The organism is Bradyrhizobium sp. (assembly GCF_035701725.1).
In the GTDB taxonomy this organism is placed as follows: domain Bacteria; phylum Pseudomonadota; class Alphaproteobacteria; order Rhizobiales; family Xanthobacteraceae; genus Bradyrhizobium.
In genome coordinates this window covers 1-21,360 of the sequence record NZ_DASSRP010000360.1, presented here as the reverse complement: position 1 = coordinate 21,360, position 21,360 = coordinate 1, and the positions used below count along the sequence as shown (strand labels likewise).

The following is a 21,360-nucleotide window of genomic DNA, read 5'->3' as shown; positions in this document are numbered from 1 at the left end:
CCGGACGAACTGCACCATCTGTTTCGCCGCTGGGCCGGACTGACGCCAAAAGGTTTCATGCAGGCGCTGACGCTCGACCACGCCAAGAACCTGTTGCGGGATTCGGCGAGCGTGCTCGACGCCGCGCTCGATTCCGGCCTCTCGGGCCCTGGCCGGCTGCACGATCTGTTCGTGACCCATGAGGCGATGTCGCCGGGCGAGTGGAAGGCCGGTGGTGCCGGAATGACCTTGCGCTACGGCTTCCACCCCTCGCCTTTTGGCACCGCGCTGGTGATGGCCAGCGATCGCGGACTTGCCGGCCTTGCCTTTGCCGACGCCGGCGAGGAGAAGGCCGCGCTCACCGACATGACGGGACGCTGGCCGCGCGCCACGTATATCGAGGACTATCTCGGCACGGCGCCGCTGGCGCAGCGGATCTTTGACAAGAAATTATGGCGGCCGGATCAGCCGCTGCGCGTCACCCTGATCGGCACCGACTTCGAGGTCCGGGTGTGGGAGACGCTGTTGAAAATCCCGATGGGCCACGCGGTTTGCTATTCGGACATCGCGAAGAAAATCGAAAGCCCGAAGGCGTCGCGCGCGGTGGGAGCTGCGGTCGGCAAGAACCCGATTTCCTTCGTGGTGCCTTGCCATCGCGCGCTCGGCAAGAGCGGCGCGCTGACCGGCTATCACTGGGGCATCACCCGCAAGCAGGCGATGATGGGCTGGGAAGCCGGTCAGGTCGGAATACGATAGTTCTCTGCCACGTGGTCGTCCCCCGCGAAAGCGGGGACCCAAACTACCGAAGCTTGCGGTCGGGCAAAGCTGCGGCAACAGCTTCCCCAGCAATACCCATCGTGGCCATGGGTCCCGGCTCGCGCTCGCAATCGCTCGCTTGACCGGGACGACGGAAATCATCCCAGCCGCTTCCACATGATCGCGGTGTCGCAGAGCCGGCCGTCCGGAAACAGCGCGTAGTCCGGCACCGTCCCGCATTGTTGCCAGCCGGCGCGAAGATACAGACGGTGCCCGCTTTCGCCGGGCACGGTATCAAGCACCAGCAGCCAGCGGCCGCGCTGGCGCGCTTCTTCTTCGATGGCTTTCAACAAGGCCATGCCGACGCCGCGACCACGCGCGGAGCGATGGACCAGCATCTTCTTGATGTCGGCGCGGTGCATCTGATTGGGCGGCGTATCGAGCCCGAGCTGCACGGTGCCGACGATCTTGCCGTCGAGGCGCGCCACCAACAGCACGAGTTCGCCGGCTGCAACGCCGCGCGCGACCTGGTCGAAGAAATGACGCGCATCGCCTGCCGAAAAGCCGGCCATGAAATTGACGCTGGCGCCGCCGGCGACGCAATCGGCCAGCACGTCTGCAAGTTCGTCGCGTTCGCGCTCGCCGATCGGAGCCGCGAGAGAAACGATCTCGACACTAGCGCCCACGAATGCTGCTCACGTCGCGAGATCGAGTTTGGACGCGACGGTGGAATCGGCGTTGAGGCGGTAGATGATGGGAACGCCGGTAGCGAGTTCACGCTTCAGAATGCCTTCCGGCGAAAGTTTTTCCAGCACCATGATCAGCGCGCGCAGCGAATTGCCGTGCGCGGCAACCAGCGTGCGCTCGCCGCGCAGCACGCAAGGCAGGATCTCCTGCACGTAATAAGGCAGCGTGCGCGCCAGCGTGTCTTTCAGGCTTTCACCGCCGGGCGGCGGCACGTCGTAGGAGCGGCGCCAGATCAGCACCTGGTCTTCACCCCACTTCTTGCGCGCATCGTCCTTGTTGAGGCCGGAGAGATCGCCATAGTCGCGCTCGTTGAGCGCCAAGTGCTTGTGAACCGGAATCTTGGTCTGGCCGAGTTCGGTCAGCATCAGATCGAGCGTGTGCTGGGCGCGCGTCAGCGCCGAGGTGAAGGCGAGATCGAACACCAGCCCTTGCGCCTTCAACTTGCGTCCGGCTTCCTTGGCTTCGGCGACGCCCGCCTCGGTGAGGTCCGGGTCTTTCCAGCCGGTGAAGAGGTTCTTCAGATTCCATTCGCTCTGGCCGTGACGGACCAATACGAGAAGACGATCGCTCATATCCTGTGCCCACTTTCCGAAGTTCGTATTCCATCGCAGCGCCCACCTTCACGAACTTCGGAAAGTCATGGGCGCTAGCAAGTTTATTGAGGTCAGAAGTTTTCCAGCCCGAGCACGTCGGTCATGGTGTAGAAACCGGGCTTCTTGCCGTGGGCCCAGAGCGCGGCCTTGATGGCGCCGTGCGCGAAGATCATGCGGTCCTCGGCGTGATGCGACAGGACAAGCCGCTCGGCCGGACCTGAGAAGAACACGCTGTGATCGCCTGCGGCGGTGCCGCCGCGCAGCGACGCAAAGCCGATATCCCCGGTCCGCCGCGCGCCGGTCTCGCCGTCACGGCCGCGCGCCGAGTGTTGCGCGAGACTGATGCCGCGGCCGGCGGCAGCGGCCTCGCCCAGCATCAGCGCGGTGCCCGAGGGGGCATCGATCTTGCCCTTGTGGTGCATTTCCAGGATTTCGATGTCGAAGGAGTCATCGAGCGATTGCGCCACGCGCTTGACCAGCGCCGCGAGTAGATTGACGCCAAGGCTCATATTGCCTGATTTCACGACGATGGCGCGCGAGGTGACACTCTTGATCACGGCCTCATCCGACGCCGACAGCCCCGTGGTGCCGATGACGTGAACGAGGCCGCGCTGGGCGGCGATCGCAACGTTGGCGATGGTGGCGGCCGGCACCGTGAAATCGAGAATACCGTCGGCGTTCGCCGACATCGACCACAGGTCCGCCGAGAGCGCGACGCCGTTCGCGGGCAGGCCGGCGAGCACGCCGGCATCCTTGCCGAGCAACTCCGACCCCGGCGCTTCCAACGCGCCGGTCAGCACCGCACCCTTGGTCTCTGAAATGACCCGCGTCAGCGCCCGGCCCATCCGGCCGCCGGCGCCCGCAACGATCAAACGCATCTCGGACATGGCAAATACCTCTATCCGCCGTATTAGCTGGCGGGAGAAGTTCCGGCAACCGACCCGGGCCGCCTATTGGCCAGGCTGCGGGCCGTCATAGCCTTCGATGATCACGAGGTCGCCCTCGGAATGCGGACTGCGCAGCGCGACAAGCCGGACATATTCGGGCGAGTTGTAGCAGGCGATCGCGGTGTCATAGTCCTTGAACTCGATCACGACGTTGCGGGTGCGCGCGGAACCTTCCTTGGAGACGTGCCGTCCGGCGCGCACCAGAAACCTGCCGCCATATTTTGCGAACACGGGGCCGTTCTGCGCGACATATTCCTTGTAGCCTTCGGGATTATGCACGTCGATGCGCGCGATCCAGTAGCCTTTTGGCATTTGGGCTCTCCTTCTTAAATTGGCGACTGCCTAGGTTAGCGCCTGCGCGATCTCCGCCTGGATCGCATCCGCCGCTGCCTTCGGATCGGACGCTTCCACGACCGGCCGGCCGACCACGAGATAGTCGGCGCCGGCCTTGATCGCCCGCGCCGGGGTCATGACCCGCTTCTGGTCGCCGGCTGCACTGCCTGCGGGGCGGATACCCGGCGTCACCAAACTCATCTGGTCGCCGACGATGCCGCGCAGCGCCGCGACCTCTTCAGGCGAACACACCAGCCCATCGACACCGATCTCCCTGGCCTGGCGCGCGCGAATGGCGACGAGGTCGGCAATGGTGTGCCGATAGCCGGCCGCTTCCATATCCGCCTGATTGTAGGAGGTCAGCACGGTGACGGCGAGAATCTTGAGGCCGGACTTGCCGCGGCCCTCGACCGCCGCTTGCATGGTCTGCGGATAGGCGTGCACGGTGACGAATGTCGCGCCATGCGTCGACAGGCTTTCGACGCCGTGCATCACGGTGTTGCCGATGTCGTGCAGCTTGACGTCGATGAACACCTTCTTGCCGGCGGCAGAGAGCTCGCGGGCCAGCGACAGGCCGCCGGCATATACCAGTTGATAGCCGATCTTGTAGAAGCTCACGCTATCGCCCAGCCGCGCGATCATCGCTTCGGCAGCCTCCAGCGCCGGCAGGTCGAGCGAGACGATCAGGCGGTCTTTGGGGGCGATGGCTTGCGGCATGTGACCTCACATCAGGCGCTGGGAGACGTCGATCAGCTGCCGCGCCATGGCGCCGAGCGCCTCGAGATCGGGCGGATGTTTCAAACGCTCCATATCGTCATAGGCTTCGTCGGCGAAGGCAAGCGCGAGCTGATCCGGAATGACAAGGGCATGGCAGGCGGTCAGGATCAGGCGCAGCGCGGCGATCGCCCGCGCGCCGCCGAGCCGGCTGCGAGAGGCGCTCGCAATCGCAAAGGCGCGGCCACGAAACACCTGGCCTCTGGCTTCATGCGCGTCCTGCACGCGGCTGACCCAGTCGATCGCGTTCTTGAGCAACGGCGGCACGGAAGAATTGTACTCCGGTGTCACGATCAGGACGCCGTGATGGGCACCGATCATCCGCTTGAGATCGACGGCGTTCTTCGGCACGCCGGTTTTCGTTTGCAGATCGCCGTCATAGATCGGCAACGGAAAGTCGGCGAGCGATAGCCGCGTGACCTCGACGCCTATTTGCGCGAAATGATGCGCGGCGACCGCGGCGAGCTTCGCGTTCAGCGAACCGGTTCGCAACGAACCGGGGATCACCAGGATTTTCAGCGCAGCCATGATCTGGTCCGTCGCGCAAAAACACCCGCCGGCGCGGGAGAGCGGACGGCGGCACTAGCCCTTGCGATACACCCAGACGCGCGCGGGCGGAAGGTTCATCCAGACGCGCTCGGAAGCTTCGGTGGAAACCCCGGGCAGCGATTTCGGAATCGGCGGCGCCACCGAATAGGTGAACTGCACAAAGGGCGCGCCGGGGGCGAGCGCGGCAAACGCATCGCGGATCAGTTTCAGGCGGATCTGCATCGGCTTGGTCACCAGAGGCAGACCGGACACGACGGCGGAAGCCGGCGCCCCGAGCGCCTCGCCCAGCGAATCGCGCAACCGGTAGGCATCGCCCTGGACGACCTTGGCGTGCGGATAGCGGTCGCGCAGCAACGCGCAGAAGCCGGGATTATATTCGACCAGCACCAGCCGCCTCTGGTCGACGCCGCGTTCGATCAACGCATTGGTGATCGCACCGGTACCGGGCCCGAGCTCGACGACCGGCGCTTCGGAATCCACGTCGACATATTGCGCCATGGTGCGCGCGAGCAGTTTGCCCGACGGCATCACCGCTCCCATGTGAAGCGGCTTTTCGATCCACGAACGCAGAAAACGAACTTCGTCATCGAGACGAAGGGGTTTTTTCAACGCACGCGCGGACGACTGCAAGGCCATTTCGCTACTGGTGCCCACTAGGCGGGACCGCTTTCGCGGCGGTGTCAGAAAATAGTCATAAAGAAGTAATCGCCACGGGCGGTCCGGTCAAGCAAAACGCGCCGTGCGGCGCGTCGGTGGCAGGCATACCAGCTTCGCAATAAGGCGCTGGGCGCATTAGGATTTTATGCACGCACGCAAACCGCACCAGCGCGAATCACGTGCTGGCGCGGTTGCCGAAGAAGTCCTTGACCTTGGCGAAGAAACCCGCGGCCTCGGGTTGGGTTGCACCGGAGGACAATTTTTCGAACTCGGCCAGCAATTCCTGCTGCTTCTTGGTCAGATTCTGCGGTGTCTCGACCATGACCTGGACGTACATGTCGCCCATCTGGCGCGAACGCAGCACCGGCATGCCCTTTGATGCAATGCGGAAGCGGCGGCCCGACTGGGTCCCCGAAGGTATTTTCACCTTGGTCTTGCCCTTATCGATGGTCGGCACTTCGAACTCGCCGCCGAGCGCTGCCGTCACCATCGAGATCGGCACCCGGCAGTGCAGGTCGGCGCCGTCAGGCTGGAAGAACTCGTGCGATGCCAGCGACAGGAAGATGTAGAGATCGCCGGGAGGTCCGCCGCGCAGGCCGGCCTCGCCCTCGCCGGCGAGGCGAATACGGGTGCCGTCTTCGACGCCTTGAGGAATATTGACCGAGAGCGTGCGCTCGCGCGTCACCCGCCCCGTGCCCGTGCAGGACGGACAGGGCTCTTCGATCATCTGGCCGCGGCCCTGGCAGCCCGGACAGGTGCGCTCGAGGGTGAAAAAGCCCTGCGCCTGGCGGACGCGCCCGGCCCCGCCGCACATGCTGCAGGTCTTCGGCTTGGTGCCGGCCTTGGCGCCGATGCCCGAACAGGAATCGCAGGTGACCGAGACCGGAATTTCGATCTGCGCGGTCTTGCCCTGGAAGGCTTCTTCGAGGCTGATCTCCATGTTGTAGCGCAGGTCCGCGCCGCGCTCGCGGCCGCCGCGGGCGCGCTGGCTCGCCATGCCGAACAAGTCTTCGAAAATGTCTGAGAAGGAGGAGGCAAAGCCGGCGCCGAAGCCGGGACCGCCGCCCATGCCACCCTGCTCGAACGCGGCATGGCCGAACCGGTCATAGGCGGCGCGCTTGTCGCCGTCCTTCAACACCTCATAGGCTTCGTTGATTTCCTTGAAGCGGATTTCGCTCTGGGCATCGCCGGGATTCCTATCCGGGTGCCACTTCATCGCCAGCTTGCGAAAGGCCGACTTGAGCTTGGATTCGTCGGCGTTCCGGTCGACCTCGAGGGTTTCGTAGTAGCAACGCTTGGTAGACATCCGTCAGACCCGCCCGATCCTAAAATCCCTGGCAATGATGCGGATTTCCGAGCCGCCACACCAGTGATGCGGTCCACAATGCCGCTTTCGGCTTAACGAAAAAATAACCCCCACTCTTTCGAGACGCCACTCGCGCGTGCCTCGTCAGAATGGGGGTCATTGTCGTCGCCTCTAAGCAGATTTCTTGTTGTTCTTGTCGTCGTCGACTTCGGTGAACTCCGCGTCGACCACGTCATCCTTGGCAGCGTCCTTGGCCGCATCGGCCTCGGCCTGCTGCTTGTACATGGCCTCGCCGAGCTTCATCGAGGCCTGCGCCAGCGTGTTGGACTTGGCCTTGATCGCTTCGGCATCATCGCCCTTCAGCGCTTCCTTCAAATCGCTGACGGCGTCCTCGATCGAACGGCGCTCGCTTTCGGCGACCTTCGAGCCATGCTCGGCAAGCGCCTTCTCGGTGGAATGCACCAGAGCGTCCGCATGGTTCTTGGCGTCGACCGCCTCGCGGCGCTTCTTGTCCTCGGCCGCGTTGGCTTCGGCATCCTTGACCATCTTGTCGATGTCGGCTTCCGACAGACCGCCGGAGGCCTGGATGCGAATCTGCTGTTCCTTGCCGGTCGCCTTGTCCTTGGCGGACACGTTGACGATGCCGTTGGCGTCGATGTCGAACGTCACCTCGATCTGCGGCATGCCGCGCGGGGCCGGCGGAATGCCCATCAAGTCGAACTGGCCGAGGATCTTGTTGTCGGCCGCCATCTCACGCTCGCCCTGGAAGACGCGGATGGTGACCGCGTTCTGGTTATCCTCTGCGGTCGAGAACACCTGGCTCTTCTTGGTCGGGATCGTGGTGTTGCGGTCGATGATGCGGGTGAACACGCCGCCCAACGTCTCGATGCCGAGCGACAGCGGGGTGACGTCGAGCAGCAGCACGTCCTTGACGTCGCCCTGCAGCACGCCGGCCTGGATCGCGGCACCGATCGCCACGACTTCGTCCGGGTTGACGCCCTTGTGCGGCTCCTTGCCGAACAACTGCTTCACGACTTCCTGCACCTTCGGCATGCGGGTCATGCCGCCGACCAGCACCACTTCGCCGACTTCACCGGCGGTGAGGCCGGCATCCTTCAGCGCCTTACGGCACGGCTCGATGGTCTTCTGGATCAGGTCATCGACCAGCGCCTCGAACTTGGCGCGCGTCAGCTTCATGGTCAGGTGCTTCGGACCGGTCTGGTCCGCCGTGATGAACGGCAGGTTGATTTCGGTCTGCGTCGTCGACGACAATTCGATCTTGGCCTTTTCGGCGGCCTCTTTCAGGCGCTGCAAGGCTAGCTTGTCGTTGCGCAGGTTGATGCCCTGCTCCTTCTGGAATTCGTCGGCGAGATAACCCACCAGGCGCATGTCGAAGTCTTCGCCGCCGAGGAAGGTGTCGCCGTTGGTCGACTTCACCTCGAACACGCCGTCGCCGATTTCGAGAATGGAGATATCAAACGTGCCGCCGCCGAGGTCGTACACCGCAATGGTGCCGGACTTGGTCTTGTCGAGACCGTAGGCCAGCGCGGCCGCGGTCGGCTCGTTGATGATGCGCAGCACTTCAAGGCCCGCGATCTTGCCGGCATCCTTGGTGGCCTGGCGCTGGGCGTCGTTGAAGTAGGCGGGAACCGTGATGACGGCCTGTTCGACCTTCTGGCCGAGATGGGCTTCCGCGGTTTCCTTCATCTTCTGCAGGATGAAGGCGGAAATCTGCGAGGGCGAATAGGTCTTGCCGTCGGCCTCGACCCAGGCATCGCCGTTGGATGCTTTCACGATCTTGTAGGGGACGAGCTTCTTGTCCTTCTCGACCATCGGGTCGTCGTAGCGGCGGCCGACCAAGCGCTTCACCGCAAAGAAGGTCCGCTCGGGATTGGTCACCGCCTGACGCTTGGCCGGCTGGCCGACGAGGCGTTCGCCATCGTCGCTAAAGGCGACGATCGACGGCGTCGTCCGCATGCCTTCCGCGTTCTCAATGACTTTTGCGTTTTTGCCATCCATGACGGCAACGCACGAATTCGTGGTGCCGAGATCGATCCCGATGACCTTTCCCATGGTCCTGATATCCTTCTTTTTGCGGCAGGTCGGTTGAGCCCTTACGGCGCCCTGAACCGGACCCCCAACGATCAAATACTCGCGATATTGCGACGGTGAGCCTCATATAGGAGGGGGCCTATGGCCTGCAAGGAGGCTGCGCAACCTTCGGCCGCCTGGCCCCTCAACTTTTAAAGATAGTTTCGAGGCGAGATGGCGGCCAGACCGTCTCCGGGTTAATACCGGGAAGCCGGCGCCCGTAACCCCATGCCGCTATCGCCTAGTGTCGCGGTTCAGAAGCTCGAAACGTGGCTCCGAAAAATGCTACGAACTTCGGAATCGGGACACCGGGCGGCAAAACCCTTAAAAGCCGCCCTGACCGAACGGCCTCCATCATCACCTCAGAAGATCACCATGACCTATCTCCGACTGCTTTCCGCCCTCGCCTGCCTGGTCGTCACCATGACGGGCGCCCTGGCCGCCGACCCGGTTTTCCCGCCGGGAGCCCGGGTCGGGCTGACGCCCCTGGTCGGCCTCGTCCCCGCCAAGGGCTTCACCGGCTTCACGACGGAAGACCAGAGCGTCAAGGTACTGGTCACCGAGTTGCCGGCCGGCGCCTATGGCGAAGTCATGAACGCGTTCAAGACCAACCCGACCGCTGGCGTCACCAAGCCTGAAAGCATCGAGACCGGTGCCGGAACGGCCTACTACACCGCCGAAACCGCCAAGAACCCGGCCGGTGTTTTTCGTCACTACGCGATGATTCTGTCGGGCGGCACCTTTTCCGGCTATGTCGACGTCCTGGTGCCCGAGAACGCCACCAAGATCTACAGCGATGACGCCGTCCGGCAGATGTTTGCATCGGCCGTGATCCGCAAGGAAGTTCCGGTCGACGAACAGCTCGCGCTGATGCCGTTCAAGGTCGGCAATCTCGGCGACTTCAAGAGCGTTCGAGCGCTCGGCGCCACCGGTGCCCTGCTGCTGGCGGATGGCGATGAGGCCGCCGGTTTCGAGCTGGCGCCCTTCATGGTGATCGGCCTGATGGCAGCGACGCCCACACAACCCGACGACCGCGCCCGCTTTGCCGAACAGGCTGCGCGGGCCATTCCCGGGATGCATACGGGGCGGATCACGATGTCCGAGCCGGTCCGCATCGACGGGATGGCTGGATACGAGACGCGGATCGACGCCACAAGTGGCCGCGACGACACCAAGGTCACGCTGGTGCAGTGGCTGCGCTTTGGCAGCGGAGGCTCGATGCGGATCATCGGCAGCGCGCCGCGCGACCAGTGGGACAAGGCTTTTCCGCGTTTCCGCGCGGTCCGCGACAGCATCGAGCCGCGCTAAATCGGATCACTGGCTGCCGATTTTTTCGTCTTCCGCTGCCAGTGCGATTTGTTAACGTCAGTCGATCACGGGAGGGCGCATCATGATGAACCGAAGACAGACCCTGGCAGCATTAGGCGGCTTGGCCGCAGCCGCGACCGCCCCGCATCCGCTGTGGGCCGCCGCTTCGATCAAAATTGACGATGCATCGGCGTTGCTCGTCATCGACGTGCAGAACTGCTTCCTGCCCGGCGGCAGCCTCGCGGTGAAGGACGGCGATCAGGTCGTGCCCGTCATCAACAAGCTCGCACGCGGATTCGCCAACGTCGTGATGACCCAGGACTGGCACACGCCGGGGCATGTTTCTTTCGCGTCGGCGCACGCCGGCAAGAAGCCGTTCGAAACCGTCGACCTCGCTTACGGCAAACAAGTGCTGTGGCCGGATCATTGCGTACAAGGCACCGACGGCGCATCGCTCTCGAAAGACCTTGCGATCCCGCAGGCCGAACTGATCATCCGCAAAGGCTATCACAAGGAAACCGACAGCTACTCGGCTTTCACCGAGGCCGACGGCAAGACGACCACGGGCCTCGCCGCCTGGCTGAAGGCGCGCAAGCTGCAAAAGCTCTTCATCGCGGGCCTCGCCACCGACTTCTGCGTGGCATGGACGGCGATGGATGCGCGCAAGGCAGGGTTTGAGGCTTACGTCATCGAGGATGCGTGCCGGGGCATCGATACCCAGGGCTCGCTCGCGAAGGCCTGGGCCGACATGGCCAAGGCCGGCGTCAAGCGAATTCAGTCGGGCGATATCGTGGTGAGCTGAATCGCCAGCCAAGACGGAAGCGCGCTCCCTCCCCGCAAGCGGGAGAGGTGAAGCGAGTTCGCCGACAGATTAAGCCAATCAAGAACTATCGACCCAACAAAGCTCGCTTCGTTGCGCGCCTCAGCTCTGCTGTTCCGCCGGAGCGGCCTTCGCGCCGCCCTTGGACACGCCGACCAGTGCCGGACGCAGCACCCGGTCACCGATCGTGTAGCCGGCCTGAACGACCTGCACTACCGTGCCGGCCGGCACGCTGGGATCGGGAACCTCGTACATCGCCTGCTGGAAGTTCGGATTGAACTTCTCGCCGGTCGGATCGAATTTCTTGACGCCGTTCTTCTCGAGCGCATTGAGCAGCGAGCGCTCGGTGAGCTCGACGCCTTCGATCAGCGTCTTCAGCATCGGATCGGCGAGCTCCCGCGTTTCAGCCGGAACCGCATCGAGCGCGCGCTGGAGATTATCGGCGATGTCGAGCACGTCGCGGGCAAATCCGGTAATGCCGTAGGAGCGGGCGTCGGACACTTCCTTGGCCGTGCGCTTGCGCAGGTTCTCCATCTCGGCCAGCGTGCGCAACGTCCTGTCGCGTGCCTCGGCCAGCTCCTTGGCGAGTGCCTCCACAGACCCTTCTTCCGGATCATCCGGCATGATGTAGGGCTTGGAAACCACGGGCTCCGCTCCTTGCTCAGGGCTGGCCGAATTGTCGTTCTGCCCCTTGGGATCGGTCATGCGACTACCTTCTCGAAAATTGTCTCTAACAGTGCGGCAGGATGGTCGAATTACACGCCGGGATATCGTGCTTTAGCGGCTGAAAATCAAGCGCCAGAATGGCTGCCGGCCCCCTGCGATCATCCGCCCAGGAGACTACTGACGATCCGCGCCGCATAGTCCACGGTCGGGATCACGCGGGCATAATTGAGCCGGGTCGGCCCGATCACGCCGAGCACGCCGACGATCTTGCCGGTACTATCCCGATAGGGCGCGATAATGGTCGATGATCCCGACAGCGAGAACAGCTTGTTTTCCGATCCGATGAAAATCCGCACGCCTTCGGCGCTTTCGGCACGGCCGAGCAGGTCGATCACCCCACGCTTGGTCTCGAGATCGTCGAACAGCAGACGGATGCGCTCGAGATCTTCGAGCGCATGCAGATTTTCGAGCAGATTGGCATGGCCACGCACGATGAGCTGCCGGTCCTCGTTTTCGCCGCCGGACCAGCTTGCCAGCCCCGCCGCAATGACCTTCTGCGTCAGTTGATCGAGTTCGGCGCGGCCTTGCGCCAGCGCGGTTTCGAGTTCGAGCCGGGACTCCGCCAGCGTTCGTCCCCTGATCCGCGCATTGAGGAAATTCGTGGCCTCGATCAGGGCCGACGATGGCACCCCCGGCGGCAGGGCCAGCACGCGGTTTTCGACCTGGCCGTCTTCACTGACCAGCACGACCAGCGCCCGCTCCGGTTCCAGCCGCACGAATTCGATGTGCTTGAGCCGCGAATTGGACTTGCCGGTGAGCACCACGGAGGCCGCGCGCGTCAGCCCGGAGAGCCGGGTCAGCGCTTCGCCGAGCGCGGCTTCGACCGATTGCGCCCGGCCGACGGAGGCAAGCTGGGTCTGGATCGACTGGCGCTCCGCCTCAGTGAGATCGCCCACCTGCATGAGCGCATCGACGAAAAACCTAAGGCCGATTTCGGTCGGCAGCCGGCCGGCGGAGGTATGCGGCGCATAGATCAGCCCGAGCGATTCCAGATCCGCCATCACGTTGCGGACGGAGGCCGGCGACAAGGGAACCGCGATCAGGCGGGAGATGTTGCGCGAGCCGACCGGCTCGCCGGTGGCAAGGTAACTTTCGACGATCTGACGAAAGATGTCACGCGAGCGCTCGTTGAGCTGGGCGAGCCCCGCATGCGACGAAATCAGGCCAATCGGTTCGTGATGAGCCAAGATCGAGAACTCCGGAAGTCACACCGATTTTGTCTATCTAGGTGTCTTTTGTCTATCTAGGCATCCCCTGACAAGCCTGCACACGGAAAGGCCTTGCCGGTTCGGACACGCCCTCCTACAAGCACGCCAAGTTATAAATTTGGCTCTGCTTTGGTTAATTTCGGAGGATCTTCATGCGTCCAAGCCGCCGTGCGCCGGATGAATTGCGCGCCGTGTCGCTGGAACGCGGCGTGGTCAAATATGCGGAGGGGTCGTGCCTGGTTAAGTTCGGCGACACCCACGTCCTGGTGACGGCGACGCTGGAAGAGCGCCTGCCGCCGTGGCTCAAGGGTCAGGGCCGCGGCTGGGTCACGGCCGAATACGGCATGCTGCCGCGGGCAACGCTGGAACGCACCCGCCGGGAGGCTTCCGCCGGCAAGCAGAGCGGCCGCACCGTCGAGATCCAGCGCCTGATCGGACGGTCGCTCCGCACCGCGCTGGACCTCGAAGCGCTCGGCGAGCGCCAGATCACCGTCGACTGCGACGTGCTGCAGGCCGATGGCGGCACGCGGACCGCCTCGATCACCGGCGCCTGGGTTGCGCTCGCGGACTGCATCGCCTGGATGAAGGCGCGCAACATGATCAAGACCAACGTGTTGCGCGACCACGTCGCCGCGATCTCCTGCGGCATCTACAACGGAACCCCGGTGCTCGACCTCGACTACGCCGAGGATTCTTCCGCCGAGACCGATGCCAATTTCGTCATGACCGGCGACGGCCGCCTGATCGAGGTGCAGGGTACCGCCGAAAAAACACCGTTCTCGCAAGACGAGTTTCTGGCGCTGATGGCGCTGGCGCAAAAGGGCGTCGCGCGGCTGGTCGATTTGCAGAAGATCGCGGTGGGCTGAAAGGTGCCCCGTCGCATAGCCGGCCAGCTCGTGATCGCGACCCACAATCCCGGCAAGCTCGCCGAGATGCGCGAGTTACTGTCCCCGCACGGCGTGACGGCGATCTCGGCCACGGAGCTTGGTCTCCTCGAGCCGGAAGAGACCGGCGACAGCTTTGAAGCGAATGCGAGGATCAAGGCGGTCGCGGCGGCAACAGCCGCAAAGCTTCCGGCGTTTGCCGACGATTCCGGGCTTGTGGTCGACGCGCTGGGCGGCGCGCCCGGAATTTACTCGGCGCGCTGGGCCGGCCCCTCCAAGGACTTCAACGCGGCGATGACCCGCATCGAGCGGCTGCTCGCCGAACGCGGCGCAACCGATCCGGCCAAACGCAAGGCGCACTTCGTCTCCGCCCTGTGCGTCGCCTGGCCCGACGGCCACATCGAGGAAGTCGAGGCACGCGTCGACGGCACGCTGGTCTGGCCGCCACGCGGCAGCGCCGGCTTCGGTTACGATCCGATGTTCCTCCCCGACGGCTTTGAGCGCACCTTCGGCGAGATGACCTCGATCGAAAAGCACGGCCTGCCGCCGCTCGGCATGGGCCTCTCACATCGGGCGCGCGCTTTCGTCAAACTGGCGGAGCGCTGCTTGTGAACGGCATCATCGGCGCCGCGCCTTTCTTTCTTCACCTCTCCCGCTTGCGGGGGAGGTCGGCGCGCGAAGCGCGACGGGAGGGGGCCCTTTGACCACATTGCAAAAGAGCCCCCACCCTCACCCTCCCCCGCAAGCGGGGCAGGGAAAAGAAGGTTCAGCCTTCGGCGTCTACGTGCACTGGCCGTTTTGCCTGTCGAAGTGTCCCTATTGCGATTTCAACAGCCATGTCCGCCACGCCGCGATCGACGAGGATCGTTTTGCGCGCGCCTTTGCCCGCGAAATCGAAACCACAGCCGCGCGGGCTCCGGGGCGCGAGGTCACCTCGATCTTTCTCGGCGGCGGCACGCCCTCGCTGATGCGGCCGCAGACGGTCGGGGCAATCCTTGAGGCGATCGCCAAAAACTGGCGCGTCGCATCCGGTGCCGAAGTGACGCTGGAAGCCAACCCGACCAGCGTGGAAGCGACGCGTTTTGCCGGCTATCGTGCAGCGGGAATCAACCGCGTCTCTCTCGGCGTGCAGGCGCTGGACGATGCGTCATTGAAAATGCTCGGACGATTGCACAGTGCGCGCGAGGCGCTGGATGCGGTCGCGATCGCGCGGCGTTCGTTCGAACGCTATTCTTTCGACTTGATCTATGCCCGGCCCGACCAGACCGCCGATGCCTGGACCCGCGAATTGACGCTCGCCATCAACGAGGCCGCCGAACACCTCTCGCTCTATCAACTGACGATCGAGGAAGGCACGCCGTTCTTCGGTCTGCATGCGGCCGGCAAGCTCAAGACACCGGATGAAGCGCTCGCCCGCACCCTGTACGACGTGACGCAGGAAGTCTGCGATCTCAACGGCCTCTCGGCTTACGAAATCTCCAACCATGCCCGCGCCGGTGCCGAGTGCCGGCACAATCTGGTTTACTGGCGCGGCGAGGAATATGCCGGGATCGGTCCCGGCGCGCATGGACGGCTCGATATCGATGGCATGCGGCATGCGACCTCGACCGAGAAGCGTCCCGAAGCCTGGCTGATGCGGGTGGAAGCAAGCGGACATGGCGTCGTCGTCGACGACCTCCTCAATAGCGAAGAGCGCGCCGACGAATTCCTGCTGATGGGGCTGCGGCTCGCGGAAGGCATCGATCCGCGCCGCTATCTGGCCCTGTCGGGCCGGCCGCTCGATCCGCGCCGGATTGCGCTGCTCCGCGAACAGGGCGCGATCACCGTCGACCAAGACGGCCGCCTGCGCGTGACCCAGGCCGGCTTCCCGGTGCTGGATGCGGTGGTGGCGGATCTGGCGGCGTGAACGTTCGCCCTGGCGGACACGCTTAGATATCGTTTCGCCGTCATTGCGAGGCGCAAAGCGACGAAGTATTCAGGTCGCTTCGGCGCTACGCCCCAAAGCTCTTGGGCGAGCCAGCGACCGCGGTCGGGCCGCCCGAGGTGACCCGCATGACCGCGAGGCCGCGCTCGTTGGTGCCGTCGGCGCGGAAGCGAAACAGCCCGTCGATGCCGGCAAAGCCGGACGAATTGAGCAGCACTTCGGTGGTGAAGCGCTTGCCGCCTTGGGTGCGCGACAGCGCCGCAACCAGCGCCACCGCGTCGTAGGCAAGGGTTGCGGTGCGCACCGGCTCGCCGCCGAATTTAGTACGATAGCGGTTAGAGAAGCTGCGAAAGCCGGCCGGATCCGGCGCGGCATAGAGGCCGCCCTGCAACGTCGCGCTGCCAAAGACCCGCGGATTGTCCCACAGCCCGGTGCCGATCAACTGCACGTTTTTCAGATTGGCGCCGGCCGCGGTCAGCGCATCCGTCGCCGCGACCACGGCATCGCCGTCGTCCGCCAATAACAGCGTATCGGCCGAGGTCAGCGCGGCCGCCACCTGGCGCGCGGCGGTGGCGCGATCGGCGCCGTATTTCTCGAACACGACGACCCTTCCGCCGCGCTTCGGCGCCGCCTGCTTGAACGCAGCCTCCACCACATTGCCATAGGCATTTTCCGGCAGCATCGCGGCGAACGAGCGCTTGCCGGTGCTGGCGACATATTCGACGATCCGGTTGACGTCCGATTCCGGCAGGAAGCTGAGCAGATAGACGCCGCGCGAGGCGACGCTCGAATCGGTTGAAAACGCGATCACCGAGATGCCGCGCCCGCGCGCCACCTGCGCCACCGCCGGTACCGAAGACGCAAACAGCGGTCCCAGAATGATCTCCGCACCCTCATCGACCGCTTGCTGCGCCGCGGCTTGCGCGCCTTGCGGACTGCCGGCGTCGTCCTTGACCAGGAGCTGCAGGTTGGGATTGAGGAATTCGGCCAGCGCCATTTCGGACGCGTTCTTCATCGAGGTCGCGGCGGCGCCGGCATTGCCGCCCGCCGACAACGGCAGGATCAGCGCCACCTTGACCTGGCCGTTGCCGATCGAGGTCGACGGCTGCTGCGGACCGCCCGCCGCCGGCGCCGGCTGCGAGGACGAAAACGGGTTCGGAACCGAAAACTGGCTGATGCTCTGCTGCACGCCGGCGCAGGCGCCGAGCAGCGGCGCACCCAGCATCAGCGAAAGCGCGCTTCGCCGGCTGGCCGGCGAGCTCAAGATCCCGGACCTGCCGGGTTCAGACTGCTCGGTTCCGGACTTGTCGGTTTGACGGCTGGGATCGAACGGACCCACTTTCATATCTCTTCATCCTGTCCGGCCCTCAAAGGCCAGGACGTCGCTCTCGCCCTTGAGGCATCAGGAGAGGCGGATTCAGGCATATTCTCGACGAAATGGTTAACCAAAGTAAAAGGATTCTGGCTTTCCGGCCTTCAGGCCGATCACGCGAAGTTTCGCTCGCCCACCCCTGCGACAAGCCTTTCGCAACCCTTCCTCTCCTGCTTTAGACTACCACAATTATGCGCGCAAAGACCGTTTCCACCAATCCGCAGAATGTCTCAGCTTTGGCTGAGAAGCGGAACTACGCCATCCATGGCGAGACCCTGACCGCGCCGAGGCCGCCGGCTGGGCTTTATCTGGTGGCAACCCCGATCGGCAATCTCGGCGACATTACAGTGCGGGCGCTGGAGACGCTCGCCGGTGTCGACCTGATCGCCTGCGAAGACACCCGAATCACCCGCCGCCTGACCGAGCGCTATGGAATCACCGCGCAGCTTACGCCGTATCACGAGCATAACGCGGCCGCAGCCCGGCCAAGACTTCTCGAACAGCTGGCGCAAGGCGCCTCGATTGCGCTGGTCTCCGATGCCGGCACGCCGCTGATCTCCGACCCCGGATTCAAGCTGGTGCGCGAGGTCTGCGCCGCCGGACATCGCGTGCTGGCGCTGCCGGGGCCGTCGTCGGTGCTGACGGCGCTGTCGGTGGCGGCCTTGCCGACCGACCGTTTCTTCTTCGAGGGATTTCTGCCGCCGAAGCAGATCGCGCGCCGCACGCGCCTCAGCGAACTTGCGCGGCTCGATGCGACGCTCGTGCTGTTCGAATCCGGCAGCCGCGTGCAGGAGACGCTCGCCGATCTCGCCGCCATCATGGGCGCGCGCGAGGCCGCGATCTGCCGCGAGATGACCAAGCTGCACGAGGAGATCAAGCGCGGGCCGCTGTCGGAACTGGCGCAATCCGCCGCTGACCTGGAGACCCGCGGCGAATTCGTGCTGGTGATCGGCCCAAAGCCCGACGGCGGCGAGGCGATGACCGCGGATGAGATCGACGATCTCCTGCGCGACCGCCTGGCGCGCGACAGCGTCAAGGATGCGGTCGCTCATGCCGTAGAAGTTTCGGGGCGGCCGCGCCGCGAGATCTACGCCCGCGCGCTCGAACTCGCCAAAGAACAGCATCCGGGCACGCATGGCGAGCCCTGACAAACCCGAAGTCAGAGCGGCCTCGCCCGCGCGCGTCGAAGCGTTCCGCACCGGCCTGTCGGCGGAGACGCGGGCCGCGGCCTTTCTGATCGCCAAGGGCTATCGCATCCTCGCCAAGCGCTTCCGCACGCCGCATGGCGAGATCGACATCGTCGCTCGGCGGCGCAATCTCCTGGCCTTTGTCGAGGTCAAGGCGCGGGCGAGCCTCGATGAAGCCGCCTATGCCGTGACGCCGCGCCAGCAGGCGCGCATCATTGCAGCCGCGCAAATCTGGCTGATGGCGCATCCCGAGCACGCCGAGTATGATCTGCGCTTCGACGCCATGCTGATTGCGCCGCGCCGCCTGCCGCGCCATCTGATCGCGGCGTTCGACGCGAGCGCTTGAGATAACGCCTGACTGAGAGAGCCCATGAAACTGAACGTCGCCGTCCAGATGGACCCGATCGCGCGCATCAACATCCGCGGCGATTCCACCTTCGCATTGCTGCTTGAGGCGCAGAAGCGCGGTCACGGGTTGTCCTACTATACACCCGACAAGCTCTCGCAGCGCGGCAGCGAGATCGTGGCGCCGGTGCAGTCGCTGACCGTGCGCGACGATGCCGGCGATCACTTCACCCTCGGCGAGCCGCGCCGCGAGCCGCTCGCGGCGTTTGACGTCATCTTGCTGCGGCAGGATCCGCCCTTCGATCTCGCCTACATCACTTCGACCCATCTGCTCGAGCGGCTGCATCCGAAGACGCTGGTGGTGAACGATCCGGCCAGCGTGCGCAACGCGCCGGAAAAACTGTTCGTGATGGATTTTCCGCAGCTGATGCCGCCGACCTTGATCTCGCGCGATCTCGACGAGATCAACGCGTTTCGCGACGAGCACGGCGCCGTGGTGATGAAACCGCTGCACGGCCATGGCGGCGCGGCGGTGTTCCGCATCATGCCGCAGGACATGAACTTCGGCTCGCTGTTCGACCTGTTCTCGGTCACGTTCAGGGAGCCCTGGGTCATTCAGAGCTTCCTGCCCAACGTCAAGCACGGCGACAAGCGCATCATCCTGGTCGACGGTGAATTCGCCGGCGCCGTCAACCGCGTGCCGGCCGCGGACGACCTGCGCTCCAACATGGTGCGCGGCGGCGCGGCGGCGGCGACCGAACTCACCGACCGCGAGCGCGAGATCTGCACCACGCTCGGACCTGAATTGCGCAAACGCGGGCTGTTGTTTGTCGGCATCGACGTGATCGACGGCAATCTCACCGAGATCAACGTGACCTCGCCGACCGGTATCCGCGCGATCGCGCGCCTCAACGGGCCGGACGTCGCCGCCAAGATCTGGGACGTGATCGAGCAGAAGCGCGGCTAGGAACGTCATGCCCGGCCTTGTGCCGGGCATCCACGTCTTGGCTTCCACGAAAAGAAAGACGTGGATGGCCGGGACGAGCCCGGCCATGACGAGCTGATCCGTCAGGTCAGGCTCGAAGCTGCCGCGCCCTCCAAATGTCGCAAAGCGGTCGCAGCTTTCCGGCTATTCTAAAAGAACAACGACAACCCGCGGGAGGAAACGCATGACATATGATGTTTCGCGAAGGTCTCTGCTTGCGCTCGGCGCAGGTCTCACCACGTCGGCCCTGCTCGGTGACATCGCGCAGGCCAAGGCGCCGAAACTCGGACCGGCGGCGCCGCAAACCTTCTATCGCTTCAATGTCGGCGATGCCGAGGTGACGGTGGTCACCGACGGTGCGCTCGGCCTCGGCGATCCCAAGGGCACGTTCACCGGCGTCTCCGACGACGAGATGCGCAAGATGCTGACCGACAATTTTCTGGCGCCGGACAAGATCGTGCTGGAACAGAATTCTCCGATCGTGAACTTCGGCGACAAGCTTGTGCTGTTCGACACCGGCATGGGCACGTCGAAAATGTTCGGCACCGCCACCGGCCATCAGCAAAAGAGCATGAAGGATGCCGGCATCAAGGCCGAAGACATCGACGCCGTGGTGTTCTCGCATGGCCACATCGATCATATCGGCGGCGTGGTGGGCGAGGACGGCAAGAACCTGTTCCCGAACGCGCAGTTCTACATCGCCGAGAGCGACTTCAACTACTGGACCGACTACGACAAGGCCGGCCCGAAGATGAAGGACTTCGTCGACCACGCCAAGAAGAACCTGACCCCGGTGCGCGACCGGTTGGTGTTCTACAAGGACGAGCAGGAATTTTTGCCGGGCGTGACCGCGCTCGCGGCGCCCGGCCATACGGTCGGCCACACCATTTTCGTGATTTCGTCGGGCGGCAAATCCTTTGCCTACACCGCCGACCTCACCCACCATCCGATCCTGCTGATGGAAAAGCCGCGGATGCAGTTCGCCTACGACACCGATCCGGCGCAGGCAGCCAACAGCCGCGTCAAGATGCTGGACATGCTGGCGGCGCAAAAGATGCCGGTGCTTGCCTATCACTATCCCTGGCCCGGCCTCGGTCACGTCGCCAAGACCGGCGAAGGCTTCCACTACGTCCCCGAGCCGCGCGAGATTTGATCGCAGGCCGGTTTAGCGCCTCTTGTCCCTCCCCCTTGCGGGGAGGGACAAGAAACTCACGCCTTCGCCGCTAGCCGCTCCGCCAATTCCGCATCCAGCTCCGGCAAGAGCACGATGCCGTCCTGATCGCTGCCGGAGGAATGCACCACGATCCAGGTGCAGGGCTTGCCGCTTTCGTTGCGCGGCGCGTGCGGAATGTTGGCGTCGCAGAAGCACTGCTCGCCTTGTTTCACTTCAACGCGCTTCTCGAGGTGATCGCCGTAATACACCGCGCATTCGCCCTCGAGCATGTAAGCGATGGTCTCGATGTCTTTATGATAGTGCGCCTTCGCCACCGCGCCCGGCGGCATCGGCATCACGTTCATGCAGATGTCTTTCGCGCCGACCGTCTCCTTGGACGCGCCCGCGCCATACACGATGCCCTGCTTGCCGAGATAGGTCTGGCCGGGTTTGATCAGTGCAAAGCCGTCGGGCGGACGTGTGGTCATGGTGTTCTCCGCAGGTTTGATCGACCCGCTTGTTATAGACGCGTGCTAAGGCGGCCGACCATCCTGTCGAGAAACCAGACCTCGACGTCATGGCCATCGACAAGCCGCCTAGCCGTCTCCAGTGCCTCTTCATCGCTCGCGGCGTCGAGCGGTTTGTACGAATCGACCCTGTTGTCCTTGTCGATCAGATAGGCGCGGTATGTGGGCATGATGACCTCCGCAGGGATA

The 21,360-nt window shown here is 64.2% G+C and carries 24 protein-coding genes; 10 read left to right on the top strand and 14 right to left on the bottom strand.

Going from position 1 to position 21,360, the window contains the following annotated elements:
• Nucleotides 1–735 (top strand): methylated-DNA--[protein]-cysteine S-methyltransferase (locus VFL62_RS21640; RefSeq protein WP_325174427.1); only part of this gene is annotated, 735 nt, incomplete at its 5' end.
• Between the two features lie 158 nt (nt 736–893).
• Here VFL62_RS21640 and VFL62_RS21635 read toward each other — a convergent pair.
• The 9 genes from VFL62_RS21635 to dnaK form a co-directional block, all read right to left on the bottom strand.
• Nucleotides 894–1,403, bottom strand: a complete 510-nt coding sequence (locus VFL62_RS21635; RefSeq protein WP_325174430.1) for a GNAT family N-acetyltransferase — start codon at nt 1,401–1,403, stop codon at nt 894–896.
• A 27-nt stretch (nt 1,404–1,430) separates the two neighbouring features.
• Entirely contained in the window at nt 1,431–2,054 is a 624-nt protein-coding gene (locus VFL62_RS21630) for a 2,3-bisphosphoglycerate-dependent phosphoglycerate mutase (RefSeq protein WP_325174426.1), read from the bottom strand.
• Between the two features lie 92 nt (nt 2,055–2,146).
• Complete coding sequence (dapB, locus tag VFL62_RS21625) at nt 2,147–2,962, bottom strand: 4-hydroxy-tetrahydrodipicolinate reductase (protein ID WP_325174425.1); 816 nt, start codon at nt 2,960–2,962, stop codon at nt 2,147–2,149.
• Between the two features lie 63 nt (nt 2,963–3,025).
• Entirely contained in the window at nt 3,026–3,334 is a 309-nt protein-coding gene (locus tag VFL62_RS21620) for a DUF1330 domain-containing protein (RefSeq protein WP_325174424.1), read from the bottom strand.
• A 30-nt stretch (nt 3,335–3,364) separates the two neighbouring features.
• A complete protein-coding gene (gene pyrF, locus VFL62_RS21615) occupies nt 3,365–4,072 on the bottom strand; it encodes an orotidine-5'-phosphate decarboxylase (protein WP_325174423.1) in 708 nt (235 codons plus the stop codon).
• A gap of 6 nt (nt 4,073–4,078) precedes the next feature.
• Nucleotides 4,079–4,657 carry an NAD(P)H-dependent oxidoreductase gene (locus tag VFL62_RS21610; RefSeq protein WP_325174422.1) on the bottom strand — a complete coding sequence of 193 codons (579 nt, stop codon included), beginning with the start codon at nt 4,655–4,657 and terminating at the stop codon, nt 4,079–4,081.
• A gap of 54 nt (nt 4,658–4,711) precedes the next feature.
• Nucleotides 4,712–5,314 (bottom strand): class I SAM-dependent methyltransferase, encoded by a 603-nt coding sequence (locus VFL62_RS21605; protein ID WP_325174421.1) that lies wholly within the window; start codon nt 5,312–5,314, stop codon nt 4,712–4,714.
• 196 nt (nt 5,315–5,510) lie between these two features.
• Complete coding sequence (dnaJ, locus tag VFL62_RS21600) at nt 5,511–6,641, bottom strand: molecular chaperone DnaJ (protein ID WP_325174420.1); 1,131 nt, start codon at nt 6,639–6,641, stop codon at nt 5,511–5,513.
• Between the two features lie 171 nt (nt 6,642–6,812).
• Nucleotides 6,813–8,714 (bottom strand): molecular chaperone DnaK, encoded by a 1,902-nt coding sequence (gene dnaK / locus VFL62_RS21595; RefSeq protein ID WP_325174419.1) that lies wholly within the window; start codon nt 8,712–8,714, stop codon nt 6,813–6,815.
• A gap of 393 nt (nt 8,715–9,107) precedes the next feature.
• Between dnaK and VFL62_RS21590 the strand changes: the two genes are divergently transcribed.
• Both VFL62_RS21590 and pncA read left to right on the top strand, forming a co-directional pair.
• A complete protein-coding gene (locus tag VFL62_RS21590) occupies nt 9,108–10,040 on the top strand; it encodes a hypothetical protein (protein ID WP_325174418.1) in 933 nt (310 codons plus the stop codon).
• Nucleotides 10,041–10,122: 82 nt separating this feature from the next.
• On the top strand, nt 10,123–10,842 hold the full coding sequence (pncA, locus tag VFL62_RS21585) for a bifunctional nicotinamidase/pyrazinamidase (RefSeq protein WP_325174417.1): 720 nt from the start codon (nt 10,123–10,125) through the stop codon (nt 10,840–10,842).
• A gap of 120 nt (nt 10,843–10,962) precedes the next feature.
• Here pncA and grpE read toward each other — a convergent pair whose 3' ends face one another.
• Entirely contained in the window at nt 10,963–11,565 is a 603-nt protein-coding gene (grpE, locus tag VFL62_RS21580; RefSeq protein WP_325174416.1) for a nucleotide exchange factor GrpE, read from the bottom strand.
• A 119-nt stretch (nt 11,566–11,684) separates the two neighbouring features.
• On the bottom strand, nt 11,685–12,773 hold the full coding sequence (gene hrcA, locus VFL62_RS21575; RefSeq protein ID WP_325174415.1) for a heat-inducible transcriptional repressor HrcA: 1,089 nt from the start codon (nt 12,771–12,773) through the stop codon (nt 11,685–11,687).
• 173 nt (nt 12,774–12,946) lie between these two features.
• Between hrcA and rph the strand changes: the two genes are divergently transcribed.
• The 3 genes from rph (at nt 12,947) to hemW (ending at nt 15,584) form a co-directional block, all read left to right on the top strand.
• Nucleotides 12,947–13,660 carry a ribonuclease PH gene (gene rph / locus VFL62_RS21570; RefSeq protein ID WP_325174414.1) on the top strand — a complete coding sequence of 238 codons (714 nt, stop codon included), beginning with the start codon at nt 12,947–12,949 and terminating at the stop codon, nt 13,658–13,660.
• A 3-nt stretch (nt 13,661–13,663) separates the two neighbouring features.
• Nucleotides 13,664–14,290, top strand: a complete 627-nt coding sequence (rdgB, locus tag VFL62_RS21565; RefSeq protein ID WP_325174413.1) for an RdgB/HAM1 family non-canonical purine NTP pyrophosphatase — start codon at nt 13,664–13,666, stop codon at nt 14,288–14,290.
• A 97-nt stretch (nt 14,291–14,387) separates the two neighbouring features.
• Nucleotides 14,388–15,584 carry a radical SAM family heme chaperone HemW gene (gene hemW, locus VFL62_RS21560; RefSeq protein WP_325174429.1) on the top strand — a complete coding sequence of 399 codons (1,197 nt, stop codon included), beginning with the start codon at nt 14,388–14,390 and terminating at the stop codon, nt 15,582–15,584.
• Nucleotides 15,585–15,669: 85 nt separating this feature from the next.
• Here the strand turns inward: hemW and VFL62_RS21555 are convergent, their stop codons facing one another.
• Nucleotides 15,670–16,827 carry a penicillin-binding protein activator gene (locus VFL62_RS21555; RefSeq protein WP_325174428.1) on the bottom strand — a complete coding sequence of 386 codons (1,158 nt, stop codon included), beginning with the start codon at nt 16,825–16,827 and terminating at the stop codon, nt 15,670–15,672.
• A 338-nt stretch (nt 16,828–17,165) separates the two neighbouring features.
• Between VFL62_RS21555 and rsmI the strand changes: the two genes are divergently transcribed.
• From rsmI to VFL62_RS21535, 4 genes are all read left to right on the top strand, one after another.
• Entirely contained in the window at nt 17,166–18,122 is a 957-nt protein-coding gene (gene rsmI / locus VFL62_RS21550; RefSeq protein WP_325174412.1) for a 16S rRNA (cytidine(1402)-2'-O)-methyltransferase, read from the top strand.
• On the top strand, nt 18,109–18,507 hold the full coding sequence (locus VFL62_RS21545) for a YraN family protein (protein ID WP_325174411.1): 399 nt from the start codon (nt 18,109–18,111) through the stop codon (nt 18,505–18,507). Before rsmI ends, VFL62_RS21545 begins: the two co-directional genes overlap by 14 nt.
• A gap of 24 nt (nt 18,508–18,531) precedes the next feature.
• Nucleotides 18,532–19,473 carry a glutathione synthase gene (gene gshB / locus VFL62_RS21540; RefSeq protein WP_325174410.1) on the top strand — a complete coding sequence of 314 codons (942 nt, stop codon included), beginning with the start codon at nt 18,532–18,534 and terminating at the stop codon, nt 19,471–19,473.
• A gap of 202 nt (nt 19,474–19,675) precedes the next feature.
• Nucleotides 19,676–20,644 carry an MBL fold metallo-hydrolase gene (locus VFL62_RS21535; RefSeq protein ID WP_325174409.1) on the top strand — a complete coding sequence of 323 codons (969 nt, stop codon included), beginning with the start codon at nt 19,676–19,678 and terminating at the stop codon, nt 20,642–20,644.
• Nucleotides 20,645–20,700: 56 nt separating this feature from the next.
• On the opposite strand, the gene VFL62_RS21530 is transcribed toward VFL62_RS21535, so the two are convergent.
• Both VFL62_RS21530 and VFL62_RS21525 read right to left on the bottom strand, forming a co-directional pair.
• Nucleotides 20,701–21,132 carry a cupin domain-containing protein gene (locus VFL62_RS21530; protein ID WP_325174408.1) on the bottom strand — a complete coding sequence of 144 codons (432 nt, stop codon included), beginning with the start codon at nt 21,130–21,132 and terminating at the stop codon, nt 20,701–20,703.
• A gap of 32 nt (nt 21,133–21,164) precedes the next feature.
• Nucleotides 21,165–21,360, bottom strand: a 196-nt coding sequence (locus VFL62_RS21525) for a hypothetical protein (RefSeq protein WP_325174407.1), incomplete at its 5' end; no start/stop codon positions are given.

Coding starts and splice junctions, on each gene's coding strand:
- VFL62_RS21590 (WP_325174418.1), top strand. CDS start 9,108: ATGACCTATCTCCGACTGCTTTCCGCCCTCGCCTGCCTGGTCGTCACC.
- grpE (WP_325174416.1), bottom strand. CDS start 11,565: ATGACCGATCCCAAGGGGCAGAACGACAATTCGGCCAGCCCTGAGCAA.
- dnaK (WP_325174419.1), bottom strand. CDS start 8,714: ATGGGAAAGGTCATCGGGATCGATCTCGGCACCACGAATTCGTGCGTT.
- pncA (WP_325174417.1), top strand. CDS start 10,123: ATGATGAACCGAAGACAGACCCTGGCAGCATTAGGCGGCTTGGCCGCA.
- VFL62_RS21545 (WP_325174411.1), top strand. CDS start 18,109: ATGGCGAGCCCTGACAAACCCGAAGTCAGAGCGGCCTCGCCCGCGCGC.
- rsmI (WP_325174412.1), top strand. CDS start 17,166: ATGCGCGCAAAGACCGTTTCCACCAATCCGCAGAATGTCTCAGCTTTG.
- VFL62_RS21620 (WP_325174424.1), bottom strand. CDS start 3,334: ATGCCAAAAGGCTACTGGATCGCGCGCATCGACGTGCATAATCCCGAA.
- rph (WP_325174414.1), top strand. CDS start 12,947: ATGCGTCCAAGCCGCCGTGCGCCGGATGAATTGCGCGCCGTGTCGCTG.
- VFL62_RS21530 (WP_325174408.1), bottom strand. CDS start 21,132: ATGACCACACGTCCGCCCGACGGCTTTGCACTGATCAAACCCGGCCAG.
- dnaJ (WP_325174420.1), bottom strand. CDS start 6,641: ATGTCTACCAAGCGTTGCTACTACGAAACCCTCGAGGTCGACCGGAAC.
- VFL62_RS21535 (WP_325174409.1), top strand. CDS start 19,676: ATGACATATGATGTTTCGCGAAGGTCTCTGCTTGCGCTCGGCGCAGGT.
- VFL62_RS21555 (WP_325174428.1), bottom strand. CDS start 16,827: ATGCTGGGTGCGCCGCTGCTCGGCGCCTGCGCCGGCGTGCAGCAGAGC.
- gshB (WP_325174410.1), top strand. CDS start 18,532: ATGAAACTGAACGTCGCCGTCCAGATGGACCCGATCGCGCGCATCAAC.
- VFL62_RS21610 (WP_325174422.1), bottom strand. CDS start 4,657: ATGGCTGCGCTGAAAATCCTGGTGATCCCCGGTTCGTTGCGAACCGGT.
- pyrF (WP_325174423.1), bottom strand. CDS start 4,072: ATGCCGCAAGCCATCGCCCCCAAAGACCGCCTGATCGTCTCGCTCGAC.
- dapB (WP_325174425.1), bottom strand. CDS start 2,962: ATGTCCGAGATGCGTTTGATCGTTGCGGGCGCCGGCGGCCGGATGGGC.
- VFL62_RS21630 (WP_325174426.1), bottom strand. CDS start 2,054: ATGAGCGATCGTCTTCTCGTATTGGTCCGTCACGGCCAGAGCGAATGG.
- VFL62_RS21605 (WP_325174421.1), bottom strand. CDS start 5,314: ATGGCCTTGCAGTCGTCCGCGCGTGCGTTGAAAAAACCCCTTCGTCTC.